Below are 24,282 nucleotides of genomic sequence, written 5' to 3' on the forward strand. Positions count from 1 at the left end.
CGGCGCGATGACCCGAGGACCCCGGATCCTCCTGCGCCAGATCCGCGAGGCTCTGGGCGGGGCCGGTGCGGGCGCCACCCCGGCCCAGGATCGCCTGAACATGGTCGTGCGGATCATCGCCCGCTCCATGGTCGCCGAGGTCTGCTCCATCTATCTGCGCCGGGCCTCGGGCGAGCTGGAGCTGTTCGCCACCGAGGGCCTGAATCCCGACGCCGTTCACGCCACCCGCCTGCGCCCCGGCGAGGGCCTGGTGGGCGAGGTCGCGCGCCTGGCCCAGCCGATCAGCCTGTCGGACGCGCCGGCCCACCCGGCCTTCTCCTATCGGCCCGAAACGGGCGAAGACCCCTATCACGCCTTCCTGGGCGCGCCCCTGCTGCGCGGCGGCCGGGCCATCGGCGTCCTGGTCGTTCAGAACCGCACCGAGCGGCGCTATGACGAGGAGGAGGTCGAGGACATCCAGACCATCGCCATGGTCCTGTCCGAGACGGTGGCCTCCGGCGAACTGCTGGATCAGGACGAACTGCGCGACGTCGAACTGGCGCCCCACCGGCCCGAGCGGCTGAAGGGCCAGAAGTTCGCCGAGGGCCTGGCCTTCGGCCATGTGGTCCTGCACGAGGCGCCTCTGCCGCCCGAAAAGCTGCTCAGCGACGATCCGGGCATGGAGGAGGCGCGGCTCAAACTGGCCCTGGCCTCGCTGAAGACCAGTCTGGACGCCATGCTGGACAAGGGACAGGGCCTGGGCGGTCCCTCGTTCGAGGTGCTGGAGACCTATCGGATGTTCGCCGACGACCGGGGCTGGAACCGGTCGCTGGAAGAGGCGGTGAGGAACGGCCTGACGGCCGAGGCGGCGGTGGACCGGGTGCGAAACGAGCATCGCGCCCGCTTCGCCCAGGCCCGCGACCCCTATATCCGCGAGCGGCTGCACGATTTCGAGGACCTGGCCAACCGCCTGCTGCGCGTCCTGGCGGGCGACAAGCCGGGCGAGCGGGAACTGCCCGACGACGCGATACTGGTGGCCCGCAACCTCGGGCCCGCCGACCTCCTGGAATATCCGCGCGACAAGCTGAAGGGCCTGCTGCTGGAGGAGGGTTCGGCCGCCAGCCACGCCGCCATCGTGGCCCGCGCGCTGCAAATTCCCTGCGTCGGCCGTCTGATGGGGCTGCGCGACCGCCTGTCCGAAGGCGACATGGTCATCGCCGACGGCGAAACGGGCGAGGCCTACCTGCGTCCCCGCCCCGACATGTTGGAGGCGATCCAGTCCCGCATGGACGTGCGCCAGCAGCGTCAGGCCGAGTTCGCCCAGCTGCGCGACACGCCCGCCGTCACCCTGGACGGCCAGCGGATCATGGTCCTGACCAACGCCGGCCTGGCGGTCGATCTGGAGAACATGGCCGAGACGGGGGCCGAGGGCATCGGCCTGTTCCGCACCGAATTCCAGTTCATGGTCTCGGACGAACTGCCCCGCCTGGACGCCCAGACGGCCCTCTACACGCTGGTTCTGGACGCCGCGGGCGACAAGCCCGTGACTTTCCGCACCCTGGACATCGGCGGCGACAAGGTCCTGCCCTATCTGGAGGCCGAGCGGGAGGAGAACCCCGCCCTGGGCCGCCGCGCCATTCGCCTGGGCCTGGACCGGCCGTCCCTGTTGCGGATGCAGCTGCGCGCCCTGCTGTCGGCGGGCGCGGGGCGCGAGTTGCGGGTCATGTTCCCCATGATCGCCACGGTGGACGAGTTCCGGGCCGCGCGCGAACTGGTCGAGGTCGAATGCGCCTGGGCGCGCCGTCGGGGCCGGGCGCTTCCGGCCCTGCTGCGGGTCGGGGCCATGATCGAATGTCCGTCCCTGCTGTGGCATCTGGACGCGCTTCTGCCCCTGACGGACTTCGTCTCCATCGGCACCAACGACCTGTTCCAGTACATGTACGCCGCCGACCGGACCAATCCCCTGGTGTCGGACCGCTACGATCCCCTGTCGCCGCCGACCCTGCGCGCGTTGCAGACGATCCAGAAGGCGTGCGCCGACACGGGCACGCCCGTCTCCATCTGCGGCGAGCTGGCAGGTCGTCCGCTGGAGGCCTTCGCCCTGATCGCTCTGGGTTTCACCCGCCTGTCGGCGCCGGCCGGCGGCGTCGGCCCGGTCAAGCGCATGATCCTCTCGGCCGACCTGGGCGCGGCGCGGCGCGGCCTGTCCAATCTGTTGAACCTATCGACCGGCTCGGTGCGCAACGAGATACAGGCCCTGGCCCGAAAGCTGAACGTCGCGGCCTGACCGTCCGTTTTTCAATCGCTTGCGCGGCCGAACCGGCTTTCTGCGCGCCCTGGTCGATGGCGGCGCCATATTGCCCGCCGGACAGGGGAGGGGACGGCGATTTCGGACTATTCGGACTGTTCGGACTGTTCGGACTCTGTTTTTAATCGGTCCGACCGTCCATCGTCGCCGGGCCTCAGGCGTCGGTTGAAGCGGACCGGGCCATCCTCTACTAGGGCGATCGGATCGGGCGGCGAAGGCGCGTCCGGGTCAATGCCCAGCAGGCGTAGGGAACCAGGCGTCATGACGCTGCCAACGGGACCGGGTCCCGACCAGTCGCAGGCTTTTTCGGACGGACAGGACATGACTTCTGTCCTGGACGCGGCCGCGACCCTGGGCGGGGCTTTGCGCACCGCGCGCGAACGTTGGGGCAAGTCGCTGGCCGACCTGGCCGCCGAGACCAAGGTTCATCGCCGCTTCCTGACCGCCCTGGAGCAGAACGACTGGTCGTCCCTGCCGTCGCGGGTCTTCGCCCTGGGCTATGTCCGCGCCTACGCCGGCGCCCTGGGCCTGGACGCGCAGTCGGCGGTCGAACGGTTCAAGCGCGAAAGCCCCGACACCTCCACGCCCCTGAAGCCGCCGGTGGGCATCGCCTTCGAGGACGTGAAGCGCCAGTCGCCGCGCATCGTCGCCGGCGTCGTCGTCGTGGTCCTGGCCGTGATCGGCTGGAACGTGTTCCAGCGCGTCAGCCTGCTGCGCGCCCCTCGCGACTCCGATATCGCCGCCGTGCCCGACAGCTGGCGGGCCAGGAACGACGGCTCCATCGCCCTGGGAGCGCCCAAGGCCGCGCCGCCGGACCAGACGACCCCCGCCCTCTATGTCACGCCGGGGCTTGAGGCCCAGCTGGCCGGGGTCGATCCGAACGACCCCGAGGCCATGGCCGCCCTGGCCGCCGCCAAGGACCAGGGGCCGGTGCAGAAGGCTTTCAATCCGCGCGGCGCCGTCTATGGGGCGCCGGCCAACGCCTCACAGGTGGTGATCCAGGCCCGCAAGCCCGGCGCCCTGGTCGTCCGCATCGGCGAGAACCAGGCCCTGTTCGCCCGCCAGATGGCCGCCGGCGAGGCCTGGCGCGCGCCCATGGGTCTGACGGCGACCATCGACGTCTCCGACCCGGCGGTCTTCGACGTCTATCTGAACGGGGAATACGACGGGCCGCTGCCCGCCGTCCTGACGCCCCTGGCCCAGCTGAACGCCCGCGCCGGCCAGGCCGCCCGCGCGCTGGCCGAGGCCCAGGCCCGCGCCCAGGTTCAAGCTCAGGTTCAGGCCCAGGCCCAGACTCAGGCCCAGACTCAGGCCCAGACTCAGGCGGCCCCTCGCGCCGCCGTGGCCGCCCCCGCCGTGCGGTCTGCGACGCCGTCCCCGTCCGCTCCGTCCGCTTCCGCGCCGAACTGATCGGTCCGCCGTGGTCCCGCCGTCATCCTCGGCCTATATGAGCACCCGATGAGCGACCATACCCACGTCCGACCCTGGCGCCATATCGAGCGTCGCAAGAGCCGCCAGATCCGGGTCGGCTCGGTCCTGGTCGGCGGCGACGCCCCGATCAGCGTCCAGTCGATGACCAACACCCCGACCTCGGACGCTGCCGCCACCCTCGACCAGATCCGCCAGCTGGAAGAGGCCGGCGCCGACATCGTGCGCGTCTCCTGCCCGGACGAGGACTCGACCGCCGCCTTCAGGACCATCGCCCGCGAGGCCAGGGTTCCCCTGGTGGCCGACATCCATTTCCATTACCGCCGGGGCATCGAGGCGGCTCAGGCCGGGGCCGCCTGTCTTCGGATCAACCCCGGCAACATCGGCAGCGCCGACCGGGTGCGCGAGGTCATCCAGGCCGCCAAGGATCACGGCTGCTCCATGCGGATCGGCGTGAACGCCGGCAGTCTGGAGAAGGAACTGCTGGAGAAATACGGCGAACCCTGCCCCGACGCCATGGTCGAGAGCGCCCTGAACCACGCCCGCATCCTGCAGGACCACGACTTCCACGAGTTCAAGATCTCGGTGAAGGCGTCAGACCCCTTCCTGACCGTCGCCGCCTATCAGCAACTGGCCGACGCCATCGACTGCCCCCTGCACCTGGGCGTGACCGAGGCGGGGCCGCTGCGCACCGGCACCATCAAGTCCGCCATCGGCATGGGGTCGATGCTGTGGGCCGGGATCGGCGACACCATCCGCGTGTCGCTGGCCGCCGATCCGGTCGAGGAGATCAAGGTCGGCTTCGACATCCTGAAGTCGCTGGGCCTGCGTCACCGGGGCGTCAACATCATCGCCTGCCCGTCCTGCGCGCGTCAGGGCTTCAACGTCATCGAGACGGTGGCCCTGCTGGAAGAGAAGCTGGCCCATATTTCGACGCCCATGAGCCTGTCGGTGATCGGCTGCGTCGTGAACGGCCCGGGCGAGGCCCTCTATACCGACATCGGCTTCACCGGCGGCGGCAAGGGGGCGGGCATGATCTATCTGAACGGCAAGATCGCCCACAAACAGGCCAACGACGGCATGATCGACCACATCGTCGACCTGGTCGAACGGAAGGCCGCCGAACTGGACGCGGCCCGCGCGCGCCAGGTCCAGGCGGCGGAATAGGCTCCGCCGCCCTCTCCCATGTCACTGTTCCGTGATTGACGACGCCTGGGTCGGCATGCAACCTGAGCATTAGACCCGTCCGGAGAGGCGGGTCGTTCTGATATGGGGCTTCCATGACTTCCAAGACCTTCGCGCGCTTTGGCGTGCGTGCGCTCGCGCTCGTCGGCGTGGCGCTTTCCGTGCCGGCCTGCGCCACCGTGACGCGCGGCACCACCCAGAAATTCACCGTGGAGAGCACGCCCCCCGGCGCGCACGTCTCCACCTCGAACGGCTTCGAATGCGTCTCGACCCCCTGCACCTTCCGCATGTCGCGCAAGGACGGGTTCAATGTGACCGTGTCCAAGGACGGCTACGTCTCCCAGACCGTGGAAGTGACCAGCAGCATGTCCGGCGCCGGCGGCGCGGCCCTGGCCGGCAACGTCCTGGTCGGCGGCCTGATCGGCGGCGCGGTGGACGCCACCTCCGGCGCCCTGAACGACCTGAAGCCCAATCCGCTGACGGTGACGCTGCGCACCCCGGCCGAGGAAGCGGCGGCGGCCCGCACCCCGGCCCCGGCTGCGCCCGCGACCGCGCCCGCCCCGACGGGATCGCACTGAGGATGCGTCGTCTCGCCGCCGGCGCGGCCGTCGTCGCCCTGATGGGCCTGGCCGCCTGCGCCAGTCCGGCCAGCCCGGCGCGAATGACCCTGGGCGCCACCCCCGGCCTGACCGCCGCGCCCGGCGATGTCGGCTATCGGTCGGTGACGACCGTTTCGGTGTCCGGCGGGCAGGGCACCAATCCGCTCTGGCTGTCCCAGGTCTCCAACGCCGACTTCAAGACCGCGCTGGAGAACTCCCTGGCGGCCGCGGGCTATATGGGCGGTCAAGGCCAGCCGATGACGGTTTCAGCCTCCCTGATCGATTTGAAACAGCCGCTGGCCGGTTTCGACATGTCGGTGATCAGTCAGGTTCGTTACACGGTCACGCGCGCCGAGCGGGTGCTGTTCGACGAGACGGTCGCCGCCACCGGCACGGCCTCGATGGGCGAATCCCTGCTGGGGACCGAGCGCATCCGCCTGGCCAACGAGGCCTCGATCCGCGAGAACATCAAGACCTTCCTGACCCGCTTCCGCGCCCGCGCGCGCTGAGCCGATCCGGTCTCGATTGCGGCGGCGCCGGGCCTTCGGGTCCGGCGCCGTTCGCGTCTCAGATCACCTTGAACAACCGCAGCGCCTGATAGCCGGCCGACAGCAGGACGACGGTTCCGACCCCATAAGTCAGGACGCGGCGCGGCGCGATGCGGGCCACGATACCGGCGAAGGGCGCGGCGATCAGGCCGCCCAGCACCAGGCCGGCGACCGACGTGGCGTGGGCGGCGATGCCCTCGGCCTCCTGCCAGTGGCCGGTCAGCAGGGCGACCAGGAAGGTGGCCGACACCGCCGAGGTGACGAAGAACTCGGCCGTATTGGTGGTGCCGATCGACACGCGCGGGTCCTGGCCCGACCCCACCAGGGTCGTGGTGACGGTCGGGCCCCAGCCGCCCCCCCCGATGGCGTCGAAGAAGCCGCCGGCCAGGCCCAGCGGGCCGGCGAAGCGGCGGGGAAACAGCCGCTCGCGCGTCTGTCGCGTCGCCCGCCAGATGATGACCAGGCCCATCACGGCCAGATAGGCCGTGATCCAGGGCCGCATGGCGTCGCCGTCCACGCTGGTCAGCAGGAAGGCGCCCGCACCTCCGCCGACCACCCCGCCCAGGGCCAGGGGGGCGAACAACTTCCAGTTCACGTTCTTGTTGACCGTATGCGATCCGGCCGAGGCGGCGGTCGTGAACACCTCGGCGGCGTGGACGCTGGCCGAGGCCGTTGCGGGCGGCACCCCGAACGACAGCAGGACGGTGGAGGAGATGACCCCATACGCCATGCCCAGCGCGCCATCGACCATCTGGGCCAGGAAGCCCACCACCAGGAACAGCAGGAAGTCTTCCATCCGTCAGGTCTTCGCCAGGCGGCCGACGACTTCGAGGATCTGCGCGCCATTGTAGGGTTTCAGCACCAGGGCCTCGGCCAGATCGGCATGGCGGGCGGCCGCCGTCACGTCGCCCGAGGTGAAGATGATGTCGACGGCCCAGCGGTCGCGCAGGGTCCGGGCCAGTTCCACCCCCGTCGTCTCGCCCGACAGGTTGATGTCCAACAGGGCGGCGTCGATGGAATGCAGCGCCGCCGCCGCCTCGGCCGCCGCGGCGCTGTGGAAGGGGCCGATGACATTGTGCCCGGCCTCGCCGAGCAGTTCGGTCAGGGAGGCGGCCGCGTCCGGGTCGTCCTCCACCACCAACACGGTCAGGGTCTGGCTTTCGGGCGCGGTCATCCGTGCGCCGTCGGCCGGCGTCTGGCGCACCAGCACGGCCCTCAGGTTGCGCCACACCGCCTGGGCGGGCCGCTGGGTGTCCAGGTCGTAGACGGCGGCCAGGGCGTTCAGCTCCTGCAGATCGCGCGGCGACAGGGCTTCGCCCGTCTGCGCCAGGCGCTCGTCGTACAGGCGGCAAAGCCGCTCCACGCTGTCGGCCGCGGCGGCGGTGTGGTCGGGTGTCGAGGAAGAATGGGGGCGATCGAACATGGACGTTCTCCTTGGCGACGGCTTGGCGTCACCTAAACGCTCCAGGGACGATCCGTCACTGCGCCTGACGCCATCGTGACCAAAAGTTGACCATGGGGCCGACGGCGCGCCCGCAATCGACAGGCGCGCCCGCGCCGGGTAAGGACGCCCCTCTCGCCCCATCAGGATGTCTTCCTCTTGCGACTGCCCCAGGCCCGTCTCGATCAGGTGCTCGACCGTTTCCACGAGGTGGAGGCGCGCCTGGCCTCGCAGAATGGGCGTGCGGCGACCGACGGGGCCGAGATCGTGCGCCTGTCCAAGGAGCATGCGGAGCTGAAGCCCGTCGCCGACGCCGTGGAGGGCCTGGCCCGCGCCCGGGCCGAGATGGCCGATCTGGAGGCCATGACGGCCGACCCGGAAATGGCGGCCATGGCGGAGGACGAGCTGCGCGCCCTGAGCGAGCGACTGCCCGAGCTGGAACGGCAGGTGGCCCTGCTGCTGGCGCCCCGCGATGCGGACGAGAACGCCTCGGCGGTGCTGGAGGTGCGCGCCGGCACGGGCGGGGACGAGGCGGCCCTGTTCGCCGGCGACCTGTTCCGCATGTATTCGCGCTATGCCGCCACGCGCGGCTGGCGGGTCGAGATCGACAGCGTGTCCGAGGGCGACGCCGGCGGCTACAAGGAGATCGTCGCCACCGTGACCGGCGACGGCGTCTTCGGCCGGCTGAAGTTCGAGAGCGGCGTCCACCGGGTCCAGCGCGTTCCCACCACCGAGGCGGGCGGACGCATCCACACCTCGGCCGCCACCGTCGCCGTCCTGCCCGAGGTGGAGGACGTCGAGATCGAGATCCGCGATCAGGACATCCGCATCGACACCTTCCGCAGTTCGGGCGCGGGGGGGCAGCACGTCAACAAGACCGATTCGGCCGTGCGGATCACCCACCTGCCCACCGGCATCGTCGTCACCTCTTCGGAAAAATCGCAGCATGTGAACCGCGACAAGGCGATGAAGAACCTGCAGGTGCGGCTGTACGACATGCAGCGCCAGGCCAAGGATCTGGCCCGCGCCGACTCGCGCAAGTCCCAGGTCGGGTCGGGCGACCGATCCGAGCGCATCCGCACCTACAACTTCCCCCAGGGGCGCGTGACCGACCACAGGATCGGCCTGACCCTGCACAGCCTGCCGCAAATCCTGGAAGGCGAGATCGATCCCCTGCTGGACGCCCTGATTGCCGAGGATCAGGCGGCGCGCCTGGCCGATCTGGAGGCCGAGTTCGGCTGAGCGTCAGGTCAGAAGGCCGAACAGCGGCATCGTCAGCACCAGGCCGGTCGTGGCGGTATAGGCCGCAAAGGCATGAACCGACTTGGGGCGGCCCTCGGCCTGGGGGGTGTCCAGGTCGTCGCGGTTGACCCACAGCAGATAGCCGGCCTGGATCGCCCACCCCGCCACGAAGGCGACCACCGCCCAGGCGCTGAGCGCCGCCAGCGCCACCCCGGACATCAGCACCAGCACGCCGCCCAGAGCGATCACCCCATCGGCGATCCGGTCATCCGCCCGCACGGCGATCACCCCGGACAGGGCGCGCTGCAGACGCCAGTTGAGCCAGACCTGACACAGCAGCATCAGCCCGCCCAAGACGTAGAAGACCCCGATCGCGCGCACCGCCCACTCCATGGCGAGAATAAGGCGCCATTTTCGACCGGTTGTAATGCGCGAAAACGCACCTTTTCCCGGATCGCCAGCGACCGGCGCAAATTAGACACAACCGTTGGTCTTTCAATGCTCTCGTTAAGCTTCGGCGGCCAGGGCGCGCTGGACGGCGGGACGGGCCTGCATCCGTTCGAAATGCGCCAGAACCCGAGGAAACTCGGCCATGTCCACGCCGTCGCCGGCCAGCCAGCCCGCGAAGGTGAACAGATACGGGTCCGCCACCGTATAGGCGTCGCCCATCGCCCATTCGCCGGTCAGGTCGGCCTCGATCAGGGCGAAACCGTCGCGCATGTTCTGGGCGACCTTGGCCGCCATGGAGGCCTGGGCGGCGGGGTCGTCGCTCCAGCGGGACGCGCGACGGCCGTGGGCGTGGGCGACATGGACCGTGGTGGCGAGATAGAGGTTGAAGGCCTGCATGCGCGCAAAGGCGAAGGTGTCGGTCGGCGCCAAGAGCCCCGGCGGCGACAGGGCGGCGATGTGGGCGAGGATCGCCGGGCTCTCCGTGAGGACGCCCTGGTCTGTCGCCAAGGCGGGCACGCGCCCCTTGGGATTGATGGCCAGATAGTCCGGCTGGCGTTGCTGGGATCGGGCGAAGTCGATCCACTGGACCTGAAAGGTCAGGCCGGATTCCTCCAATGCGATGTGGCTGGCGCGGCTGCAGGACCCGGAGGCGGCGTAGAGGGTCGGCATGGTCGCTCCTGTCGGCAAGAAAAAAGGCGGCGAGATCATCGCCGCCTTTCAGGATTTCAGAGGTCCAGCAAGGTCCGCTGCGGGTCTTCCAGAAGTTCCTTGATGCGGACCAGGAAGGTGACGGCCTCCTTGCCGTCCACGATGCGGTGGTCGTAGCTGAGGGCCAGATACATCATCGGGCGGATCTTGACCTCGCCGTTCACCGCCATCGGGCGCTGGACGATGTTGTGCATGCCCAGGATGCCCGACTGGGGCGCGTTCAGGATCGGCGTCGACATCAGCGAGCCATAGGTGCCGCCGTTGGTGATGGTGAAGGTGCCGCCCTGCATCTGATCCATGGTCAGAGCGCCGTCGCGGGCGGCCTTGCCCAGGGCGGCGATGCCCTTCTCGATGCCCGCCAGGGTCAGGGTGTCGGCGTCACGCAGGACCGGAACCACCAGACCCTTGTCGGTGCCGACGGCCACGCCGATGTCGTAGTGGTTCTTGTAGATGATGTCCGTGCCGTCGATCTCGGCGTTGACGGCCGGAATCTCGTGCAGGGCCGCGACGACCGCCTTGGTGAAGAAGGACATGAAGCCCAGCTTCACGCCATGGCGCTTCTCGAAGGCGTCCTTGTACTGGGCGCGCAGGGCCATGATGTTGGTCATGTCCACCTCGTTGAAGGTGGTCAGTTGGGCGGCAGTGTTCTGCGATTCCTTCAGGCGGCGGGCGATGGTCTGACGCAGGCGCGTCATCTTCACCCGTTCCTCGCGCGGGGCCAGGGCGCGCGGCGCGGCCGGGGCCGTAGCGGCGGCTGGGGCAGGCGCGGCCGAACCGATGGCGTTCAGGGCGTCGGCCTTGGTGATGTTGCCCTTGGGCCCTGTGGCGGGGATGGCCTTGGGGTCCAGATTGTTTTCGGCGACCACGCGCTGGACGGCCGGCGACAGGGCGTCGTTCTTGGCGCCCGAAACTTGCGCAGAGCCGGTGTTGGCCGGGGCGGCGGCAGGCGGAGCCGCGACGGGCGCGGCGACGCCGCTACCGTTCTGGCCCGAGACTGAACCGATCGTCTGACCCCGGGGTGACGGTCGCGCCTTCGTCGGCGGCGATGGTCAGAACGCCGTCGGCCGGGGCCGAAACCTCGACCGCGACCTTGTCGGTCTCGATCTCGACCAGCAGTTCGTCCTTCTTGACCGTATCGCCGGACTTCTTGAGCCATTTGCCCATCGAGCCTTCGGCGACGCTTTCGCCCATGACGGGCACGGTGATGTCGATGGCGGTCGCCTCAGCCGCCGGAGCGGCCTTGGCTTCGCCCTTGGGCGCGGCGGCGCGTTTCGGAGCGGCGGGGGCGGCTGTCGAGGCCGCGCCTTCGCTCACCACGCCCAGAACGGTTCCCGGAACCACGGTGTCGCCCTCGGCGGCCTTGATGTCGGCCAGGACGCCGTCGGCGGGGGCCACGACTTCCAGGGACACCTTGTCGGTCTCCAACTCCACCAGCAGTTCGTCCTTCTTGACCGCGTCGCCGACCTTCCTGGTCCATTTGGCGATCGTGGCTTCGGTGACGGATTCACCGAGGGCGGGGGTCAGGATGTCGGCCATGTCGGGTCCAGCTGTCTCTTGTCTTCAGGCGTCTAGGTGTATCAGGCGAAGGCTTCGGTCGTGAAGGCTTCCAGTTCCTTCAGGTGGCGGCTCATCAGGCCGGCGGCGGTCGAGGCCGAACCGGGACGGCCGACATAGCGGGCGCGCTTGGAGGCGACGTCCAGCTTGTCCAGCGTCAGCTCCAGCCATGGATCGACGAAGGTCCAGCCGCCCATGTTCTTCGGCTCTTCCTGGCACCAGACGACCTCGGCCTTGGGGAAGCGGGCCAGTTCCTTGCGCAGCGACTGCATCGGCCACGGATAGAACTGCTCCAGGCGCAGGATATAGACATCGTCCACCGCCTGACCGTCCTTGGCCTTCTTCTCGCGCGCGTCCAGCAGGTCGTAATAGACCTTGCCCGAGCACAGGATGACGCGGCGGATGTCCTTGTCCGCCTTGATCTTGACGCCGGCGATCTCGGGCCGGGTCTGGGCGTCGTCGTGCAGGACGCGGTGGAAGGAGGAGCCTTCCGCCAGGTCCGCCAGGCTGGACACCGCCTTCTTGTGCCGCAGCAACGACTTGGGCGTCATCAGGATCAGCGGCTTCCTGAACGACCTGTGCATCTGGCGACGCAGGATGTGGAAGTAGTTGGCCGGGGTGGTGCAGTTGGCGACCTGCATATTGTCTTCGGCGCAGGCCTGCAGGAACCGCTCCAGACGGGCCGAGGAGTGTTCCGGGCCCTGGCCTTCGTAGCCATGCGGCAGCAGCATGGTCAGGCCGCTCATCCGCAGCCACTTGCGCTCGCCAGAGGAGATGAACTGGTCGATCACCACCTGGGCGCCGTTCACGAAATCGCCGAACTGGGCCTCCCACATCACCAAGGTGTTCGGATCGGCCAGGGAGTAGCCGTATTCGAAGCCCAGCACCGCCTCTTCCGACAGGGCCGAGTCGATGACCTCGAAATTGGCCTGGCCTTCGCGCAGGTTGTTCAGCGGCATGTACCGCTCTTCGGTGGTCTGGTCGATGACGCCCGAATGGCGCTGGGAAAAGGTGCCGCGCACCGAATCCTGACCCGACAGGCGCACCTGGAAGCCTTCGTCCAGCAGGGAGGCGAAGGCCAGGCTTTCGGCCGTGGCCCAGTCCAGACCCTGGCCGCTGTCGATGGCCTCGCGCCGGCCGTCGATGACCCGCTTCAGCGTCTTGTGCATGTCGACGCTGTTGGGAATGGTCGTCAGACGGTGCCCCAGGTCCTTCAGCTTGGGCAGGGGCACGGCCGTCTCGCCGCGCGCCTCTTCCTTGGGCGCCTGCAGGCCCTTCCACTGGCCGTCCAGCCAGTCGGCCTTGTCCGCCTGCCAGGTCTTGCCGGCCTCAAACTGTTCGTCGAGGAAGGTCTCGAACCGCGACAGTTCGGCGTCGATTTCGGCCTGGGTGATCACGCCCTCGGCGACCAGGCGCTGCGAATACAGTTCGCGCGTCGACGGCTGGGCGCGGATTTTCGAATACATCAGCGGCTGGGTGAAGGTCGGGTCGTCGCCTTCGTTGTGGCCGAACCGGCGGTAGCAGAACATGTCCACCACCACGTCCTTGTGGAACTTCTGCCGGTATTCGGTGGCCACCTTGGCGGCGAAGACGACCGCTTCCGGATCGTCGCCGTTGACGTGGAAGATCGGCGCCTGGACCATCAGCGCCACGTCCGACGGATAGGGCGACGAACGCGAGTTGCGCGGGCTGGTGGTGAAGCCGATCTGGTTGTTGATGACAAAGTGAAGCGTGCCGCCGGTGCGGTAGCCCTTCAGGCCCATCAGGGCGAAGCATTCGGCCACCACGCCCTGACCCGCGAAGGCGGCGTCGCCGTGGATCAGCAGCGGCACGACCTTGGAGCGATCCAGCGCCCACTGGCCTTCCGGCACGCCTTCGTTGGCCGCGCGGATGTCGAACGCCTGTTTGGCGCGCGCCTTGCCCAGGACGACCGGGTTGACGATTTCCAGGTGGGACGGGTTGGCGGTCAGGGACAGGTGGACGTGGTTGCCGTCGAACTCGCGGTTCGACGAGGCGCCCATGTGGTATTTGACGTCGCCCGAGCCCTCGATGTCGCTGGGCACGGCAGAGCCGCCCTGGAACTCGTGGAAGATGACCTTGTAGGGCTTGCCCATGACGGCGGCCAGCACGTTCAGACGGCCGCGGTGGGCCATGCCCAGCACGACTTCGTCGACGCCCAGATTGCCGCCGCGCTTGATGACCTGCTCCAGAGCCGGGACCATGGCCTCGCCCCCGTCCAGGCCGAAGCGCTTGGTGCCGGGGAAACGCTTGTGCAGGAAGCGTTCGAAGCCCTCGGCCTCGATCAGCTTGTTCAGGATGGCGATCTTGCCTTCCTTGGTGAAGGCGTTAGCCTCGAACTTGTCCGGTCCTTCGAACCGCTGCTGGAGCCAGGACTTCTCCTCCGGCTCGGCGATATGCATGTACTGGATGCCGATATTGCCGCAGTAGGTGCGCTTCAGGAGCGCCAGCACTTCGCGGATCGAGCCGGTCTGCAGCCCCAGCACGCCGTCCAGGAAGATCGGTCGATCCAGGTCGGCGCCAGAGAAGCCATAGAATTCCGGCGTCAGCTCGGGGTTCTCGACCGGCTGTTCGATCCCCAGCGGGTCCAGATTGGCCTGCAGGTGGCCGCGCACGCGATAGGCGCGGATCAGCATCAGGGCGCGGATGGAGTCGTGCGCGGCGGCGCGAATGGCGTCGGGCGAGGCCTTGGCGGCCGGGGCGGCCTTGGCGGGCGCAGCGGCGCCGGGCTTCTTGGGGTCGGGTTTCGGCGCGGGCCAGCGGCCGTCGAAGACGCCGGTCTCCTCGGTCGGCTCGGTCGACACGCCACGGCCCCAACCGCCGGCCTCGGCCGCGGCGGTCACGCTGGCGGCGTTGTCGCGCAACTGGTCGAAGAAGGCCTTCCATTCCGCAGAGACCGAACCGGGCTCGCGCGCCCACTTCTCTTGGAGCTCCTCCACATAGGCCGCATTGGACCCGTACAGGAAGGAGGTCTCGGCAAAGACCTGGTTCAGCCGACCGGCATCGTCCGCCATGGTTCTCTCGTCTCGTCTCTGGAGCCCTGCCGGACACATCTCCGTGAAGGGCGCGCCCGTCATATAGGCGCGCTTTCCTAATGGGTCATGGCCGAAAGGGGGCATTTGGGTGAGAATTTGGTCGCAGGCGCCAGAAAAACGCCCCCGGCTGGAAGCCGAGGGCGCTGATCGCCGTCGAGGACGGCGTTTTCATTGCGTGCAGGACGCACGGAGAAAATCCGCGCGAGACCGAAGAACCTCAGCCCTTCAGCACCTCCACCAGGGTCTTGCCCAAGCGCGCGGGCGAAGGCGACACGCGGATCCCGGCGGCTTCCATGGCCGCGATCTTGGATTCCGCATCGCCCTTGCCGCCCGAGACGACGGCGCCGGCGTGGCCCATGGTGCGACCCTTGGGCGCCGTGCGGCCCGCGATGAAGCCGGCCATCGGCTTCTTGCGGCCCTTCTTGGCCTCGTCGATCAGGAACTGGGCGGCGTCCTCCTCGGCCGAGCCGCCGATTTCGCCGATCATGATGATGGATTCCGTGGCGTCGTCGGCCAGGAACATCTCCAGCACGTCGATGAATTCGGTGCCCTTGACCGGGTCGCCGCCGATGCCGACGGCCGTGGTCTGGCCCAGGCCCTCGTTGGAGGTCTGGAACACGGCCTCATAGGTCAGGGTGCCCGAGCGCGAGACGATGCCGACATTGCCCTTCTTGAAGATGTTGCCCGGCATGATGCCGATCTTGCACTCTTCCGGGGTCAGGATGCCGGGGCAGTTCGGGCCCAGAAGGCGTGAGCCGGAGCGGTCCAGGCGCGCCTTGACCCGCACCATGTCCTGCACCGGGATGCCTTCGGTGATGCAGGTGATGAAGGGGATTTCCGCGTCGATGGCCTCGATGATGGCGTCGGCCGCGCCTGCCGGCGGGACGTAGATCACGGTGGCGTCGGCGCCGGTGGCGTCCTTGCCTTCGGCGACCGAGGCGAAGATCGGCAGGGTCTCGCCGTGCGAGCCTGTCCAGGTCTGGCCGCCCTTGGCGGGGTGCACGCCGCCGACCATCTGGGTGTTGTAATAGGCCAGGGCCTGCTCGGTGTGGAAGCCGCCGGTCTTGCCGGTCAGGCCCTGCACCAGGATCTTGGTGTCTTTGTCGACGAGGATGGACATGAGGTCTCGTTTCTTGGGTTAGGCGGGAAGGAAGGGGTTTTCGACGCGGACGGACCCATAGGTCTGACCGTGACAGAGGGCTTCGGAATAGACGACCTTGGCGCCCAGCCGCTCGGCTGCAGCAATGACGGCGCCGTCCCAATAGGAGATCTGGTAGCGGCGCGAATATTCGATTCCCTGGCGGACGACCTTGTAATCCAAGGGCTGGAAAGGCTTTTTCGACAGGTGCGACACCCATTCCCGAGCCTCGTCCGTCGTCAGGGGCCGGCTGCCGCTCTGTTGGGCGGTGACGTAGAACTCCGCCAGCACCTGACCCGAGGTCCCAAAACGGGTCGTCAGCAATTCGACGGCGCGCTCATGCTTCGCCGGTTCGTCGGCTGAGCCGAGCGCGGCGTAGATCAGGACGTTCGTATCCAGGAAGGCTTCAGCGCTAGCGATCAAAACGAGGCTCGCCGCTGTATGTCTCTTCCCGCGAAGGGCGCCAGTCGCCCATCCGGCCCTGACTCTCGCGCGCCAGTTTCAGCAAAGCCTCGGTCGCCTCGTCGTGTTCGGTTTCCTCCTCGACCAGCCGGGTCAGGAAGCCGCGCACCATCTCGTTGACGCTGGTTCGCTTGATGGCCGCCAGCACCCGCACCTTGTCCAGCAGGTCGTCATCGATGGCCAGGGTCAGGTTGCGGGTCATGCGGTCACACGGGTTATGTGGAGCACATAGGCCGTGGCGTCGCCCTGGGCAAGTCAGTCGCGGTCAGGCCGATCCCGAGGGGCGATATCCAGCAGCAGGCCCATCCGCCGCAGCACTCCCGCCTGCACCCGGTTCAGGGCGTAGAGACGCAAGAACAGGGCCGCCTCGCCGTCCGTCTCTCGCGCCGAGGCGTATGTGGCCTGCTGGCGCCGGCGTCGGCGGCCGATTTCGGCCGTGTCGCCCACGGCCAGGCGTCGGTCCCATTTGGCGCGCCAGGCGTCCAGGCTGATGGCGTCGTAATGCAGCAGGCGCACGGTCTGGCCCGTGCGCGGATCGCGCGCGCGCGCCGCCTTCAACGGAACCTCGCCCCGCTTGGCTTCGTGAATGCAGGGGGTCACGCCGTCCAGGCCGCGCCGAACCGCATATTTGCCCATATGGTGGCCCAGCAGGCCCCGCACGAAGAAGGCGCCGGCGCCGGGATAGAGCAGGTAGCTGAGCTCGGACCAGAAAGGCCCGCTGTAGGATTTGCGCGCCAAAACGGCGCCATAGTCGCGGTTCAGGTCGTCGCCCGCGCGCCAGACCGCCTCCACCGTGGGAAAAAGCACCAGATCGCGCGCCGCCGGCGCCGTCTCCAGGGCGGCGGCCAGATCGACCGGGCCGAAGATCAGCTCGTCGATGTCCACGACCACCAGCCAGTCGGCGCCCAGAGCGCGATAGGCGTCGGCATAGACGAGGCGTTGACGCGCCTCGACCGAAGCAGGGCGGCCGCCGCGGGCGGCCCAGAAGGCGTCGTCGCAGACGGTCAGTTCGTCGTCGGCCAGGCCGACGGCCTTCGGCCGGGGGGCGCTGGCGGCGGGTCCGTCGAAATAGACCCGCACGCGCGCGGCGCCCCGGCGCCGGTAGTGATCGACGAAGACCCCGACGTGTCGTTCCGGCGCCAGGGCCATGGCGACGACCTCGAACCGCGTCATCGCCCCTGGCCCCGCGCCGGTGTGGGTCGGTCAGACGGTCAGGCGACCGCCGCGACGATCTTCTGGGCAGCGTCGTCCAGATCGTCGGCGGCCTGGATGGTCAGGCCGGATTCGTTCAGGATTTTCTTGCCCAGTTCGGCGTTGGTGCCTTCCAGACGCACGACCAGCGGCACCTTCAGGCCCACTTCCTTCACGGCCGCGACCACGCCCTCGGCGATGACGTCGCACTTCATGATGCCGCCGAAGATGTTGACCAGGATGCCTTCGACCTTGGGGTCGGCGGTGATGATCTTGAAGGCCGCCGCGACCTTGTCCTTGCCGGCGCCGCCGCCGACGTCGCAGAAGTTGGCGGGTTCCTTGCCGTACAGCTTGATGATGTCCATCGTCGCCATGGCCAGGCCCGCGCCGTTGACCATGCAGCCGATGTTGCCGTCCAGGGCGACATAGGCCAGGTCCCACTTGGAGGCTTCGATCTCCTTGGCGTCCTCTTCGGTCTCGTCGCGCAGGGCCTTGATGTCCTCGTGGCGGAACAGGGCGTTGCCGTCGAAGCTGACCTTGGCGTCCAGCACACGCAGGCGGCCGTTCTCCATGACGATCAGCGGGTTGATCTCCAGCAGGTCCATGTCCTTCTCGACGAAGGCCTTGTACAGGATCGGAAACAGGGATTTGGCGTCCTCGGCGGCGTCGCCGGTCAGTTCCAGGGCCTTGGCGATGGCGGTCACGTCGGCCTCGGTCACGCCGGCTTCCGGATCGATGGCGATGGTGTGAATCTTCTCGGGCGTGTCGTGGGCGACGGCCTCGATGTCCATGCCGCCTTCGGTCGAGACGACGAAGGCCACGCGGCCGACCGAACGATCGACCAGCAGCGAGCAGTACAGTTCGCGCGCGATGTCGGCGCCGTCTTCGATGTACAGGCGGTTGACCTGCTTGCCGGCCTCGCCCGTCTGGGCCGTGACCAGGGTGTTGCCCAGCATTTCCTTGGCGTGGGCGACGGCTTCCTCAATCGAGAAGGCCAGGCGCACGCCGCCCTTGGCGTCGGCCGGCAGTTCCTTGAACTTGCCCTTACCGCGTCCGCCGGCGTGGATCTGCGACTTCACGACATAGAGCGGGCCGGGCAGTTGCTTGGCGGCGGCTTCGGCCTGGTCGGCCGAGGTGATGGCGACGCCGTCCGCGACGGGCGCGCCATAGCCCTTGAGAACCTGCTTGGCCTGGTATTCGTGAATGTTCATGAGGGATCGCCGCAATCTGGTGGGAGAGTTGCGGGGCTTATAGGCCGCTCTTTTGCATTGCGCTACCGGCCTTGGCCCTGCTTGAGCGCATCGCTTTCGCAGGGCAACCGGATCGGTTCAGTCGACCCAGTCCCGCTTCAGCGTGCGCGAGGCGCCGACCAGCAGGATCGCCGCCAGAACATAGAAGCCCATGCCCGTGTAGATGGCCCAGCGCAGGCTTTCCTCGCCGAAGCGCGGCGCCAGAAGGTCGCTCATCCAGCCGAAGTAGTAGAAGCCCACGGCGATGCCGAGCAGATTGTTGAGCAGCAGGAACAGGGCCGAGGCGGTGGAGCGCATGGCCGCCGGGGCCAGATGCTGCACCGCCGCCGTGATCGGACCCAGCCAGGCCAGGTTCAGTCCCGTCGGGATCAGAAAGATGAAGAAGGCCAGGATCAGCTGCTGGGCGTGACTGCCGCCGCCCGGCAGGACCAGACCGATCAGCCAGGGCGAATTCATCGCCAGGATGAAACAGGGCGCCGAGATCAGAAAGGCGATGGCGGGCGTCAGCGGATAGGCGCCCTTGCCCTTCTTCGACAGCTTGTCGGCGATCATCCCGCCCAGCCAGATGCCCAGAAGACCGCCGATCAGGGCGATGCCGGCATAGTACCAGCTGGTCTGTTTCAGCGTCAGGTCGAAGCTGCGCATGAAGAACAGCGGCAGCCAGCCCGCCACCCCATAGCCGCAGACGGAGGAAGAGGCCGCGCCCAGGGCCAGCAGCCAGAAGCTGGGCTTTGGAATTACGACCGAGGCCGTGCGCCGTGCGATCATCAGCGAGACGCCGATCACCGCCGCCAGCAGACCGCCGAAGGCCAGCACCAGCGGACTGGCCGATATCATGTCCGTGAACCGAGCGAACGCGGCCAGAACCAGCAATCCGCTCCCCAGCCCCAGCATGATCTGCGCGGCGATCTTGCCGGTCCGGTCCGTGCCGACGGGAGCGACGGCCATGTTCGGCGTCGGGGCCGTCATCTGCGGTTCGGTCCTGACCGCATCCATACCGCCCCGCTTGGGATCGCGCACCGTCAGGCGCAGCAGCGGCGCGATCAGCACGCCAAGCAGGCCGACCACGATGAAGGCCGTGCGCCAGCCATAGGTCGCCGCCAGAAGGCCGCCGACCAGGGTGCCCGCCGCCATGCCCAGCGGAATGCCGAAAGCGAAGGCGGCCATGGCGCGCGCCCGCTGGTGCGGCGGGAAATAGTCGGCGATCAGCGAATAGGCCGGGGCCACCCCGCCGGCCTCGCCCACGCCCACGCCCATTCGGCACAGGAACAGCTGGCCGAAAGAGCCCGCCATGCCGCACAGGGCGGTGAAACCCGACCAGACGGCCAGCGCGCCGGTCATGATCCACACCCGGCTGAACCGGTCCGCCAGCCAGGCCAGGGGGATGGCCAGGGTCGAATAGACCGAGGCGAAGGCGATGCCGCCCAACAGGCCGAACTGTTTGTCCGACATGTTGAACTCGGCCTTCAGCGGCGCGGCCAGGATGCCGATGATCTGTCGATCCAGGAAGTTCAGCATGTAGATCAGGATCAGCACCGCCAGCACATAGAAGCGGTAGCCGGGGCGGTCGGGCGTCCGGGACGGGGCGGCGGTCGTCACGTCGGAGGTCATCGGCGTTTCCCTTGGGCGGCCTTTCGGCGCGTCATTTGTGGAGCGAGCCTAGCCGCAAGCCGAAGGGCCTGCCAAGCCGGGCCGGAAAACAGAAGGGGCGGCGGCCCGGAGACCGCCGCCCCTTGCATCAGGCGTCTTGTGTCGCGATCAGAAGCGATAGGTCAGGCGCGCCGAATAGGTGGTCGGCGGGCCGTAGAAGGCGCTGATCGCGTTGTTGTAGGTTGCGCCGGGGAAGCTGTAGCCCCCGACCTTGTAGCGAACGTCGGTCAGGTTGCGGCCGAACAGACCCACTTCCCAACGCTTGCCGGGCGCGGTCCAGACCACGCTGGCGTCGGCCAGGACATAGCCCTTCTGATCCAGGATCGGGTCCGGGATGTCGAATAGATGATAGTCCGACCGATAGGACAGCGACGGAGTGACGCGGATCTCGCCGCCCAGGATGTCGCCGCGCCAGGTCATGCCGTAGTAGGCCGACCATTCGGGCGAGTTCTGCGGCTTGCGCTGATCCGAGATGTCGACCGGCGAACCCGTCACCAGGGTGACGAACTTGTCGAACTCGTTCTTCAGATAACCCAGCGAGAAGTTGGCCGAAATGTCGTTGGTCAGATGGGCCGAGCCTTCCAGCTCGAAGCCGTAGATGGTCGAGGCGCCGGCGTTGTCGACGACCGAGGCGATGCCGACGGCGGGCGGCGTGGCCACCTGCTGGGTCGTGATCTGCTGATCCTTGTAATCCGAATAGAAGATCGCCGAGGCGAAGTTCATGCGGCGGTCGAAGGCCGATCCCTTCAGGCCCAGCTCATAGGTCGTGACCGTCTCGGGCTGGTAGCCGTTGACCGTCTGGGGCACCAGGGCGGCGTCGCCGCGCATGTCCCAGCCGCCCGATTTGAAGCCCTGGCTGATCGAGGCGTAGCCGGTGACGGCCTCGCTGAAATCATACGACACGCTGACGCGCGGCGTGAACTTCTCGAAGGTCTTGGAGGCGGTGTAGTTGGTGCGCGTGGCGAAGACCGGCCGATTGGCGCCGCCCGTGTAGGGGGTCGGCGTGGCGCCCAGATAGAAGAGACGCAGGACCGAGCCGTCCTTGTCGTCGCGGGTGTAGCGGCCGCCCAACGACAGATGCAGGCGGTCGGTCAGGTCGTAGCTGAAGTCGCCGAAGATCGAGAACGACTTGGTGTCCACCGAACCGGCGGCGGCGATGGCCAGGCCCAGATTGCCCGCGATGGTGTCGAAGGCGCCCGATGACTTGCCGTCCAGATAGAACACGCCCGCCACGCCCGACCAGCGCGCGCCGGTCAGCAGGGCCTGGAACTCCTGGGTGAATTGGCGGTCGCTATAGATGGCCGGCACGTCCAGGGTCGGCATCGGCGTCTGGTCGAAGTCGATGACCGTATGGGTGTCGCCGGTGCGATAGGCGCTGATCGACTTCAGCGTCAGCATGTCGTTGACCCGGTATTCGCCGGTCAGGGACACGCCTTCGGTGACGACCTTCTGTTCGCCGGTGACGCCGGCGTAGGTGTCGTATTTGTTGGCGGGCGGCGTATAGCCGCCGGTGATGGAATTGACCTCGCGGTGGCCATGGCGAGGGCTGGAATCGTCCTCGACCCGGTCCCAGGCCAGACGCATGAACAGGCTGTCGTTCGGCGTCCATTCCGCGCTGGCGCGATAGGCGGTGACGTCCTTGTCGTACTGATCCTGGCCGGTGTTCAGGTTCTTGCCGTAGCCGTCGTGCTGATAGGTGGCGACCGCGCCGCCGATGGCGAAGGTGTCGCCGACGGGGAGTTATAGCTGCCCAGTTCGGCCCGCGCGGTCAGGCTGGGGTCCTGGCCCAGGCGTTTGGTGACGTATTTGATCGCCCCGCCGATGGTGTTGCGGCCGTACAGGGTGCCCTGCGGCCCGCGCAGCACTTCGATGCGCTGGATGTCGAAGATGTCCAGCACGGCGCCCTGCGGACGGGCCACATAGACGTCGTCGACATAGAGGCCCACGCCCGGTTCGAAGCCCCACAGCGGGTCCTGCTGGCCCACGCCGCGGATGAAGCTGATCAGGGTGGAGTTGGAGCCGCGGGCGATCTGGACCGTAGCGTTGGGCGTCTGCTGCTGCAGGGCCGTGATGTTGACCGCGCCGGTCTGTTCCAGACGTTCGGCGCTGAGCGCCGACACCGCGACCGGCACGTCCTTCAACTGTTCGTCGCGGCGCCGGGCGGTGACGACGATGTCGTCGACGGTCGCCGTGTCCTGATGGGCGTTGGCCGCCTGGGCCGTCGCCTCCGTGTCCTGGGCGGCCGAAGCCCCCGCCATAACGCTCCAAGCCGCGCCGGCCAGCAGCGCGCACTTCACATGACGATTCATGATCTTGACCCCTTTGTCGTTTCCAGCCCGTTGACGCTTTTATTCAGCGTTCAATGATTTTCATGATGAGTGGACCGGATTGGTCCCGCTGTCAAACCTTTGGCCCTTCCGTGGCGTCATGCGGGCGGCGCAGCGTGTCGCGCCTGCATCAGGCCGACGACGGCGCCTGACGCTTTCCCTGCGGCGGATCAGGCTCTAGCGTCGGGCCATGACCCAGTCCGAGGCCCCATCGTTCCGTCCCGCGGCCGCCGCCCGTCGCAAGGCCGACGGCGCCGCACCCGCCCGACGCGGTCGCCCGTCCAAGGCGCGCGCCGGCGCCGCCGTCGAAACGCGCGACCTGATTCTGGACGCAGCCGAGGACCTGTTCTCCAAACACGGCTTCTACGGCGTCACCATCCGCGAGGTGGCGCGCGAGGCGGGGGTCGATACGGCCTTGGTGCACTATTATTTCGGGGCCAAGCGCGACCTGTTCGACGCGGTCTTCCTGCGTCGCGCCCAGGTTTGGAACGACGACCGGGTCGCCGCCATCGACCGCTATGCCGAAGCGGCGGGCGAGGCCATGACGCTGGAGGGCCTGCTGGAGGCGTTCCTGCGTCCGCCGTTCGAATGGTCGCTGAAGGGCGGGCCGGGGTGGAAACACTACGCCGCCCTGGTGGCCCAGACCAACGCCAACCCCAGTTTCGGGGGCGAGACCATGGCTCGCTATTTCGACCCGGCCATTCACCGTTTGATCGCCCTGATCGCGCGCGTCCTGCCCGAGGCCAGCCAGGTCGATCTCTATTGGGCCTATCACAATCTGTCGGGCGCCCTGACCCTGACCCTGGGCGAGACGGGGCGTCTGGACCGCCTGTCCAACGGCCTGGCCCGCTCGGGCGATTTGCAGACGGCCGGCGATTACATGGTCCGTTTCGCCGCCGCCGGCTTCCGCGCCGTGGCGGGTATGGACAGGTCTGAAGCCTGAGCCGCTTTCACCCGGCGGGAAATCATGGTTTCACGACGACAGAGTCCCGCCGTCGAAAGCTCCCATGCGCGCCCAGTCCGCCGAACGCCGCCGTTTTCTCAGAGGTCTGATCGTGGCGGTGGCGGGCGGCGTTTTCCTGGCCGTCACCGGCGCCTTCGGCAGCGGCGGCGCGCCCTTGCCGGAACGACTTGTCTATTGGATCGGGATCATGGTGATCGGCGGCCTGTGGGGCCATGTCTGCGCCATGCTGGTCAGCCGTTTCGTCGATCTGGACGAGCGGCCCTGGCTGGCTGTCGCCGTGTTGACGGCGGTGATCACCGGCCCGCTCAGCGTCCTGGTCTGGGCCGCCACGGGCCTGTTCTTCGTCCACCGCCTCTATCCGCTGGCGGGCCTGCCTCAATTGTTCGTTCCGGTGCTGATCGTGACGGCCGCGATCAGCGCGTTGAACGTCTTCCTGGGGCGGGCCACGCCGGTTCAGACCCATGCCGCCTCGTCCGCGACGACCGCCCGTTCGGTGCGGTTTCTGGAGCGGCTGCCGATGAAGTTGAAGGGCGCTGCGATCCAGGCGGTGCAGGCCGAGGACCATTATTTGCGCATCCACACCGACCGGGGGTCGGACCTGATTCTGATGCGGCTGTCCGACGCGGTCGAGGAGCTGGAGGGGCTGGAAGGCGCCCAGACGCACCGCAGCTGGTGGGTGGCCAGGGACGCCGTGCGCGGGGTCGAACGCGGCGACGGCCGCGCCGTCCTGACGCTGGAGGGCGGTCTGCGCGCGCCGGTCAGCCGACGCTACGCCCGCGCCCTGCGCGAAGCCGACTGGTGGTGA

At 68.1% G+C, this 24,282-nt stretch carries 21 protein-coding genes and 2 pseudogenes; 8 read left to right on the top strand and 15 right to left on the bottom strand.

From position 1 onward, the window contains the following. Positions 1-7: 7 nt before the first annotated feature. The 5 genes from ptsP (at position 8) to QE389_RS11580 (ending at position 6,008) form a co-directional block, all read left to right on the top strand. A complete protein-coding gene (gene ptsP, locus QE389_RS11560) occupies positions 8-2,266 on the top strand; it encodes a phosphoenolpyruvate--protein phosphotransferase (RefSeq protein WP_373458309.1) in 2,259 nt (752 codons plus the stop codon). A gap of 342 nt (positions 2,267-2,608) precedes the next feature. Then, positions 2,609-3,697, top strand: coding sequence for a RodZ family helix-turn-helix domain-containing protein (locus QE389_RS11565; protein ID WP_307367436.1), 1,089 nt, complete (start codon positions 2,609-2,611; stop codon positions 3,695-3,697). A 48-nt stretch (positions 3,698-3,745) separates the two neighbouring features. Beyond that, positions 3,746-4,882 carry a flavodoxin-dependent (E)-4-hydroxy-3-methylbut-2-enyl-diphosphate synthase gene (gene ispG, locus QE389_RS11570; protein ID WP_307367438.1) on the top strand — a complete coding sequence of 379 codons (1,137 nt, stop codon included), beginning with the start codon at positions 3,746-3,748 and terminating at the stop codon, positions 4,880-4,882. 113 nt (positions 4,883-4,995) lie between these two features. Beyond that, the gene (locus tag QE389_RS11575; RefSeq protein ID WP_307367440.1) at positions 4,996-5,478 is read left to right on the top strand and encodes a PEGA domain-containing protein; all 483 of its coding nucleotides are present in this window, start codon (positions 4,996-4,998) and stop codon (positions 5,476-5,478) included. Between the two features lie 2 nt (positions 5,479-5,480). Then, positions 5,481-6,008, top strand: a complete 528-nt coding sequence (locus QE389_RS11580) for a hypothetical protein (RefSeq protein WP_307367441.1) — start codon at positions 5,481-5,483, stop codon at positions 6,006-6,008. Between the two features lie 58 nt (positions 6,009-6,066). On the opposite strand, the gene QE389_RS11585 is transcribed toward QE389_RS11580, so the two are convergent. Both QE389_RS11585 and QE389_RS11590 read right to left on the bottom strand, forming a co-directional pair. Next, complete coding sequence (locus QE389_RS11585) at positions 6,067-6,843, bottom strand: sulfite exporter TauE/SafE family protein (RefSeq protein WP_307367442.1); 777 nt, start codon at positions 6,841-6,843, stop codon at positions 6,067-6,069. Between the two features lie 3 nt (positions 6,844-6,846). Then, positions 6,847-7,470 (bottom strand): response regulator, encoded by a 624-nt coding sequence (locus QE389_RS11590; RefSeq protein ID WP_307367443.1) that lies wholly within the window; start codon positions 7,468-7,470, stop codon positions 6,847-6,849. Between the two features lie 177 nt (positions 7,471-7,647). Here QE389_RS11590 and prfA point away from each other — a divergent pair, with 177 nt between their 5' ends. After that, complete coding sequence (prfA, locus tag QE389_RS11595; protein ID WP_307367446.1) at positions 7,648-8,730, top strand: peptide chain release factor 1; 1,083 nt, start codon at positions 7,648-7,650, stop codon at positions 8,728-8,730. Positions 8,731-8,733: 3 nt separating this feature from the next. Here the strand turns inward: prfA and QE389_RS11600 are convergent, their stop codons facing one another. The 13 genes and pseudogenes from QE389_RS11600 to QE389_RS14710 form a co-directional block, all read right to left on the bottom strand. After that, complete coding sequence (locus QE389_RS11600; RefSeq protein WP_307367448.1) at positions 8,734-9,111, bottom strand: hypothetical protein; 378 nt, start codon at positions 9,109-9,111, stop codon at positions 8,734-8,736. Positions 9,112-9,237: 126 nt separating this feature from the next. After that, entirely contained in the window at positions 9,238-9,849 is a 612-nt protein-coding gene (locus tag QE389_RS11605; RefSeq protein ID WP_307367451.1) for a glutathione S-transferase family protein, read from the bottom strand. A 56-nt stretch (positions 9,850-9,905) separates the two neighbouring features. Continuing rightward, positions 9,906-11,079, bottom strand: a pseudogene (gene odhB, locus QE389_RS11610) (2-oxoglutarate dehydrogenase complex dihydrolipoyllysine-residue succinyltransferase). Positions 11,080-11,265: 186 nt separating this feature from the next. Continuing rightward, a pseudogene (locus QE389_RS14705) lies at positions 11,266-11,424 on the bottom strand (biotin/lipoyl-containing protein); the annotation flags it as partial. A gap of 41 nt (positions 11,425-11,465) precedes the next feature. Continuing rightward, the gene (locus tag QE389_RS11615) at positions 11,466-14,474 is read right to left on the bottom strand and encodes a 2-oxoglutarate dehydrogenase E1 component (protein WP_307367453.1); all 3,009 of its coding nucleotides are present in this window, start codon (positions 14,472-14,474) and stop codon (positions 11,466-11,468) included. 238 nt (positions 14,475-14,712) lie between these two features. After that, on the bottom strand, positions 14,713-15,615 hold the full coding sequence (sucD, locus tag QE389_RS11620) for a succinate--CoA ligase subunit alpha (protein WP_307367455.1): 903 nt from the start codon (positions 15,613-15,615) through the stop codon (positions 14,713-14,715). An 18-nt stretch (positions 15,616-15,633) separates the two neighbouring features. Next, entirely contained in the window at positions 15,634-16,056 is a 423-nt protein-coding gene (locus QE389_RS11625) for a PIN domain-containing protein (RefSeq protein WP_307367457.1), read from the bottom strand. Further along, complete coding sequence (locus tag QE389_RS11630) at positions 16,046-16,297, bottom strand: DUF6364 family protein (protein ID WP_307367459.1); 252 nt, start codon at positions 16,295-16,297, stop codon at positions 16,046-16,048. Before QE389_RS11630 ends, QE389_RS11625 begins: the two co-directional genes overlap by 11 nt. Before the next feature lie 53 nt (positions 16,298-16,350). Then, a complete protein-coding gene (locus QE389_RS11635) occupies positions 16,351-17,268 on the bottom strand; it encodes a hypothetical protein (protein WP_307367461.1) in 918 nt (305 codons plus the stop codon). 38 nt (positions 17,269-17,306) lie between these two features. Further along, positions 17,307-18,497 carry an ADP-forming succinate--CoA ligase subunit beta gene (sucC, locus tag QE389_RS11640; protein ID WP_307367463.1) on the bottom strand — a complete coding sequence of 397 codons (1,191 nt, stop codon included), beginning with the start codon at positions 18,495-18,497 and terminating at the stop codon, positions 17,307-17,309. A 117-nt stretch (positions 18,498-18,614) separates the two neighbouring features. Beyond that, positions 18,615-20,147: an MFS transporter gene (locus QE389_RS11645; RefSeq protein WP_307367466.1), complete on the bottom strand. Its 1,533-nt coding sequence runs from the start codon at positions 20,145-20,147 to the stop codon at positions 18,615-18,617. Between the two features lie 147 nt (positions 20,148-20,294). Then, the gene (locus QE389_RS11650; protein ID WP_373458310.1) at positions 20,295-21,770 is read right to left on the bottom strand and encodes a TonB-dependent receptor; all 1,476 of its coding nucleotides are present in this window, start codon (positions 21,768-21,770) and stop codon (positions 20,295-20,297) included. An 80-nt stretch (positions 21,771-21,850) separates the two neighbouring features. Continuing rightward, positions 21,851-22,495 (bottom strand): TonB-dependent receptor plug domain-containing protein, encoded by a 645-nt coding sequence (locus QE389_RS14710; RefSeq protein WP_373458311.1) that lies wholly within the window; start codon positions 22,493-22,495, stop codon positions 21,851-21,853. Between the two features lie 208 nt (positions 22,496-22,703). Between QE389_RS14710 and QE389_RS11655 the strand changes: the two genes are divergently transcribed. Next, positions 22,704-23,456 (top strand): TetR/AcrR family transcriptional regulator, encoded by a 753-nt coding sequence (locus QE389_RS11655; protein WP_307367467.1) that lies wholly within the window; start codon positions 22,704-22,706, stop codon positions 23,454-23,456. A gap of 64 nt (positions 23,457-23,520) precedes the next feature. After that, positions 23,521-24,282, top strand: a complete 762-nt coding sequence (locus QE389_RS11660; RefSeq protein ID WP_307367469.1) for a LytTR family DNA-binding domain-containing protein — start codon at positions 23,521-23,523, stop codon at positions 24,280-24,282.

Source organism: Brevundimonas sp. SORGH_AS_0993 (genome assembly GCF_030818545.1).
Taxonomy (GTDB): Bacteria; Pseudomonadota; Alphaproteobacteria; order Caulobacterales; family Caulobacteraceae; genus Brevundimonas.

What these genes read in the sequence shown, in the direction of transcription:
- ptsP (WP_373458309.1), top strand. Translation starts at nt 8, where the DNA reads ATGACCCGAGGACCCCGGATCCTCCTGCGCCAGATCCGCGAGGCTCTG.
- QE389_RS11565 (WP_307367436.1), top strand. Translation starts at nt 2,609, where the DNA reads ATGACTTCTGTCCTGGACGCGGCCGCGACCCTGGGCGGGGCTTTGCGC.
- ispG (WP_307367438.1), top strand. Translation starts at nt 3,746, where the DNA reads ATGAGCGACCATACCCACGTCCGACCCTGGCGCCATATCGAGCGTCGC.
- QE389_RS11575 (WP_307367440.1), top strand. Translation starts at nt 4,996, where the DNA reads ATGACTTCCAAGACCTTCGCGCGCTTTGGCGTGCGTGCGCTCGCGCTC.
- QE389_RS11580 (WP_307367441.1), top strand. Translation starts at nt 5,481, where the DNA reads ATGCGTCGTCTCGCCGCCGGCGCGGCCGTCGTCGCCCTGATGGGCCTG.
- QE389_RS11585 (WP_307367442.1), bottom strand. Translation starts at nt 6,843, where the DNA reads ATGGAAGACTTCCTGCTGTTCCTGGTGGTGGGCTTCCTGGCCCAGATG.
- QE389_RS11590 (WP_307367443.1), bottom strand. Translation starts at nt 7,470, where the DNA reads ATGTTCGATCGCCCCCATTCTTCCTCGACACCCGACCACACCGCCGCC.
- QE389_RS11605 (WP_307367451.1), bottom strand. Translation starts at nt 9,849, where the DNA reads ATGCCGACCCTCTACGCCGCCTCCGGGTCCTGCAGCCGCGCCAGCCAC.
- QE389_RS11615 (WP_307367453.1), bottom strand. Translation starts at nt 14,474, where the DNA reads ATGGCGGACGATGCCGGTCGGCTGAACCAGGTCTTTGCCGAGACCTCC.
- sucD (WP_307367455.1), bottom strand. Translation starts at nt 15,615, where the DNA reads ATGTCCATCCTCGTCGACAAAGACACCAAGATCCTGGTGCAGGGCCTG.
- QE389_RS11630 (WP_307367459.1), bottom strand. Translation starts at nt 16,297, where the DNA reads ATGACCCGCAACCTGACCCTGGCCATCGATGACGACCTGCTGGACAAG.
- QE389_RS11635 (WP_307367461.1), bottom strand. Translation starts at nt 17,268, where the DNA reads ATGACGCGGTTCGAGGTCGTCGCCATGGCCCTGGCGCCGGAACGACAC.
- sucC (WP_307367463.1), bottom strand. Translation starts at nt 18,497, where the DNA reads ATGAACATTCACGAATACCAGGCCAAGCAGGTTCTCAAGGGCTATGGC.
- QE389_RS11645 (WP_307367466.1), bottom strand. Translation starts at nt 20,147, where the DNA reads ATGACCTCCGACGTGACGACCGCCGCCCCGTCCCGGACGCCCGACCGC.
- QE389_RS11650 (WP_373458310.1), bottom strand. Translation starts at nt 21,770, where the DNA reads ATGCGTCTGGCCTGGGACCGGGTCGAGGACGATTCCAGCCCTCGCCAT.
- QE389_RS14710 (WP_373458311.1), bottom strand. Translation starts at nt 22,495, where the DNA reads ATGAATCGTCATGTGAAGTGCGCGCTGCTGGCCGGCGCGGCTTGGAGC.
- QE389_RS11655 (WP_307367467.1), top strand. Translation starts at nt 22,704, where the DNA reads ATGACCCAGTCCGAGGCCCCATCGTTCCGTCCCGCGGCCGCCGCCCGT.
- QE389_RS11660 (WP_307367469.1), top strand. Translation starts at nt 23,521, where the DNA reads ATGCGCGCCCAGTCCGCCGAACGCCGCCGTTTTCTCAGAGGTCTGATC.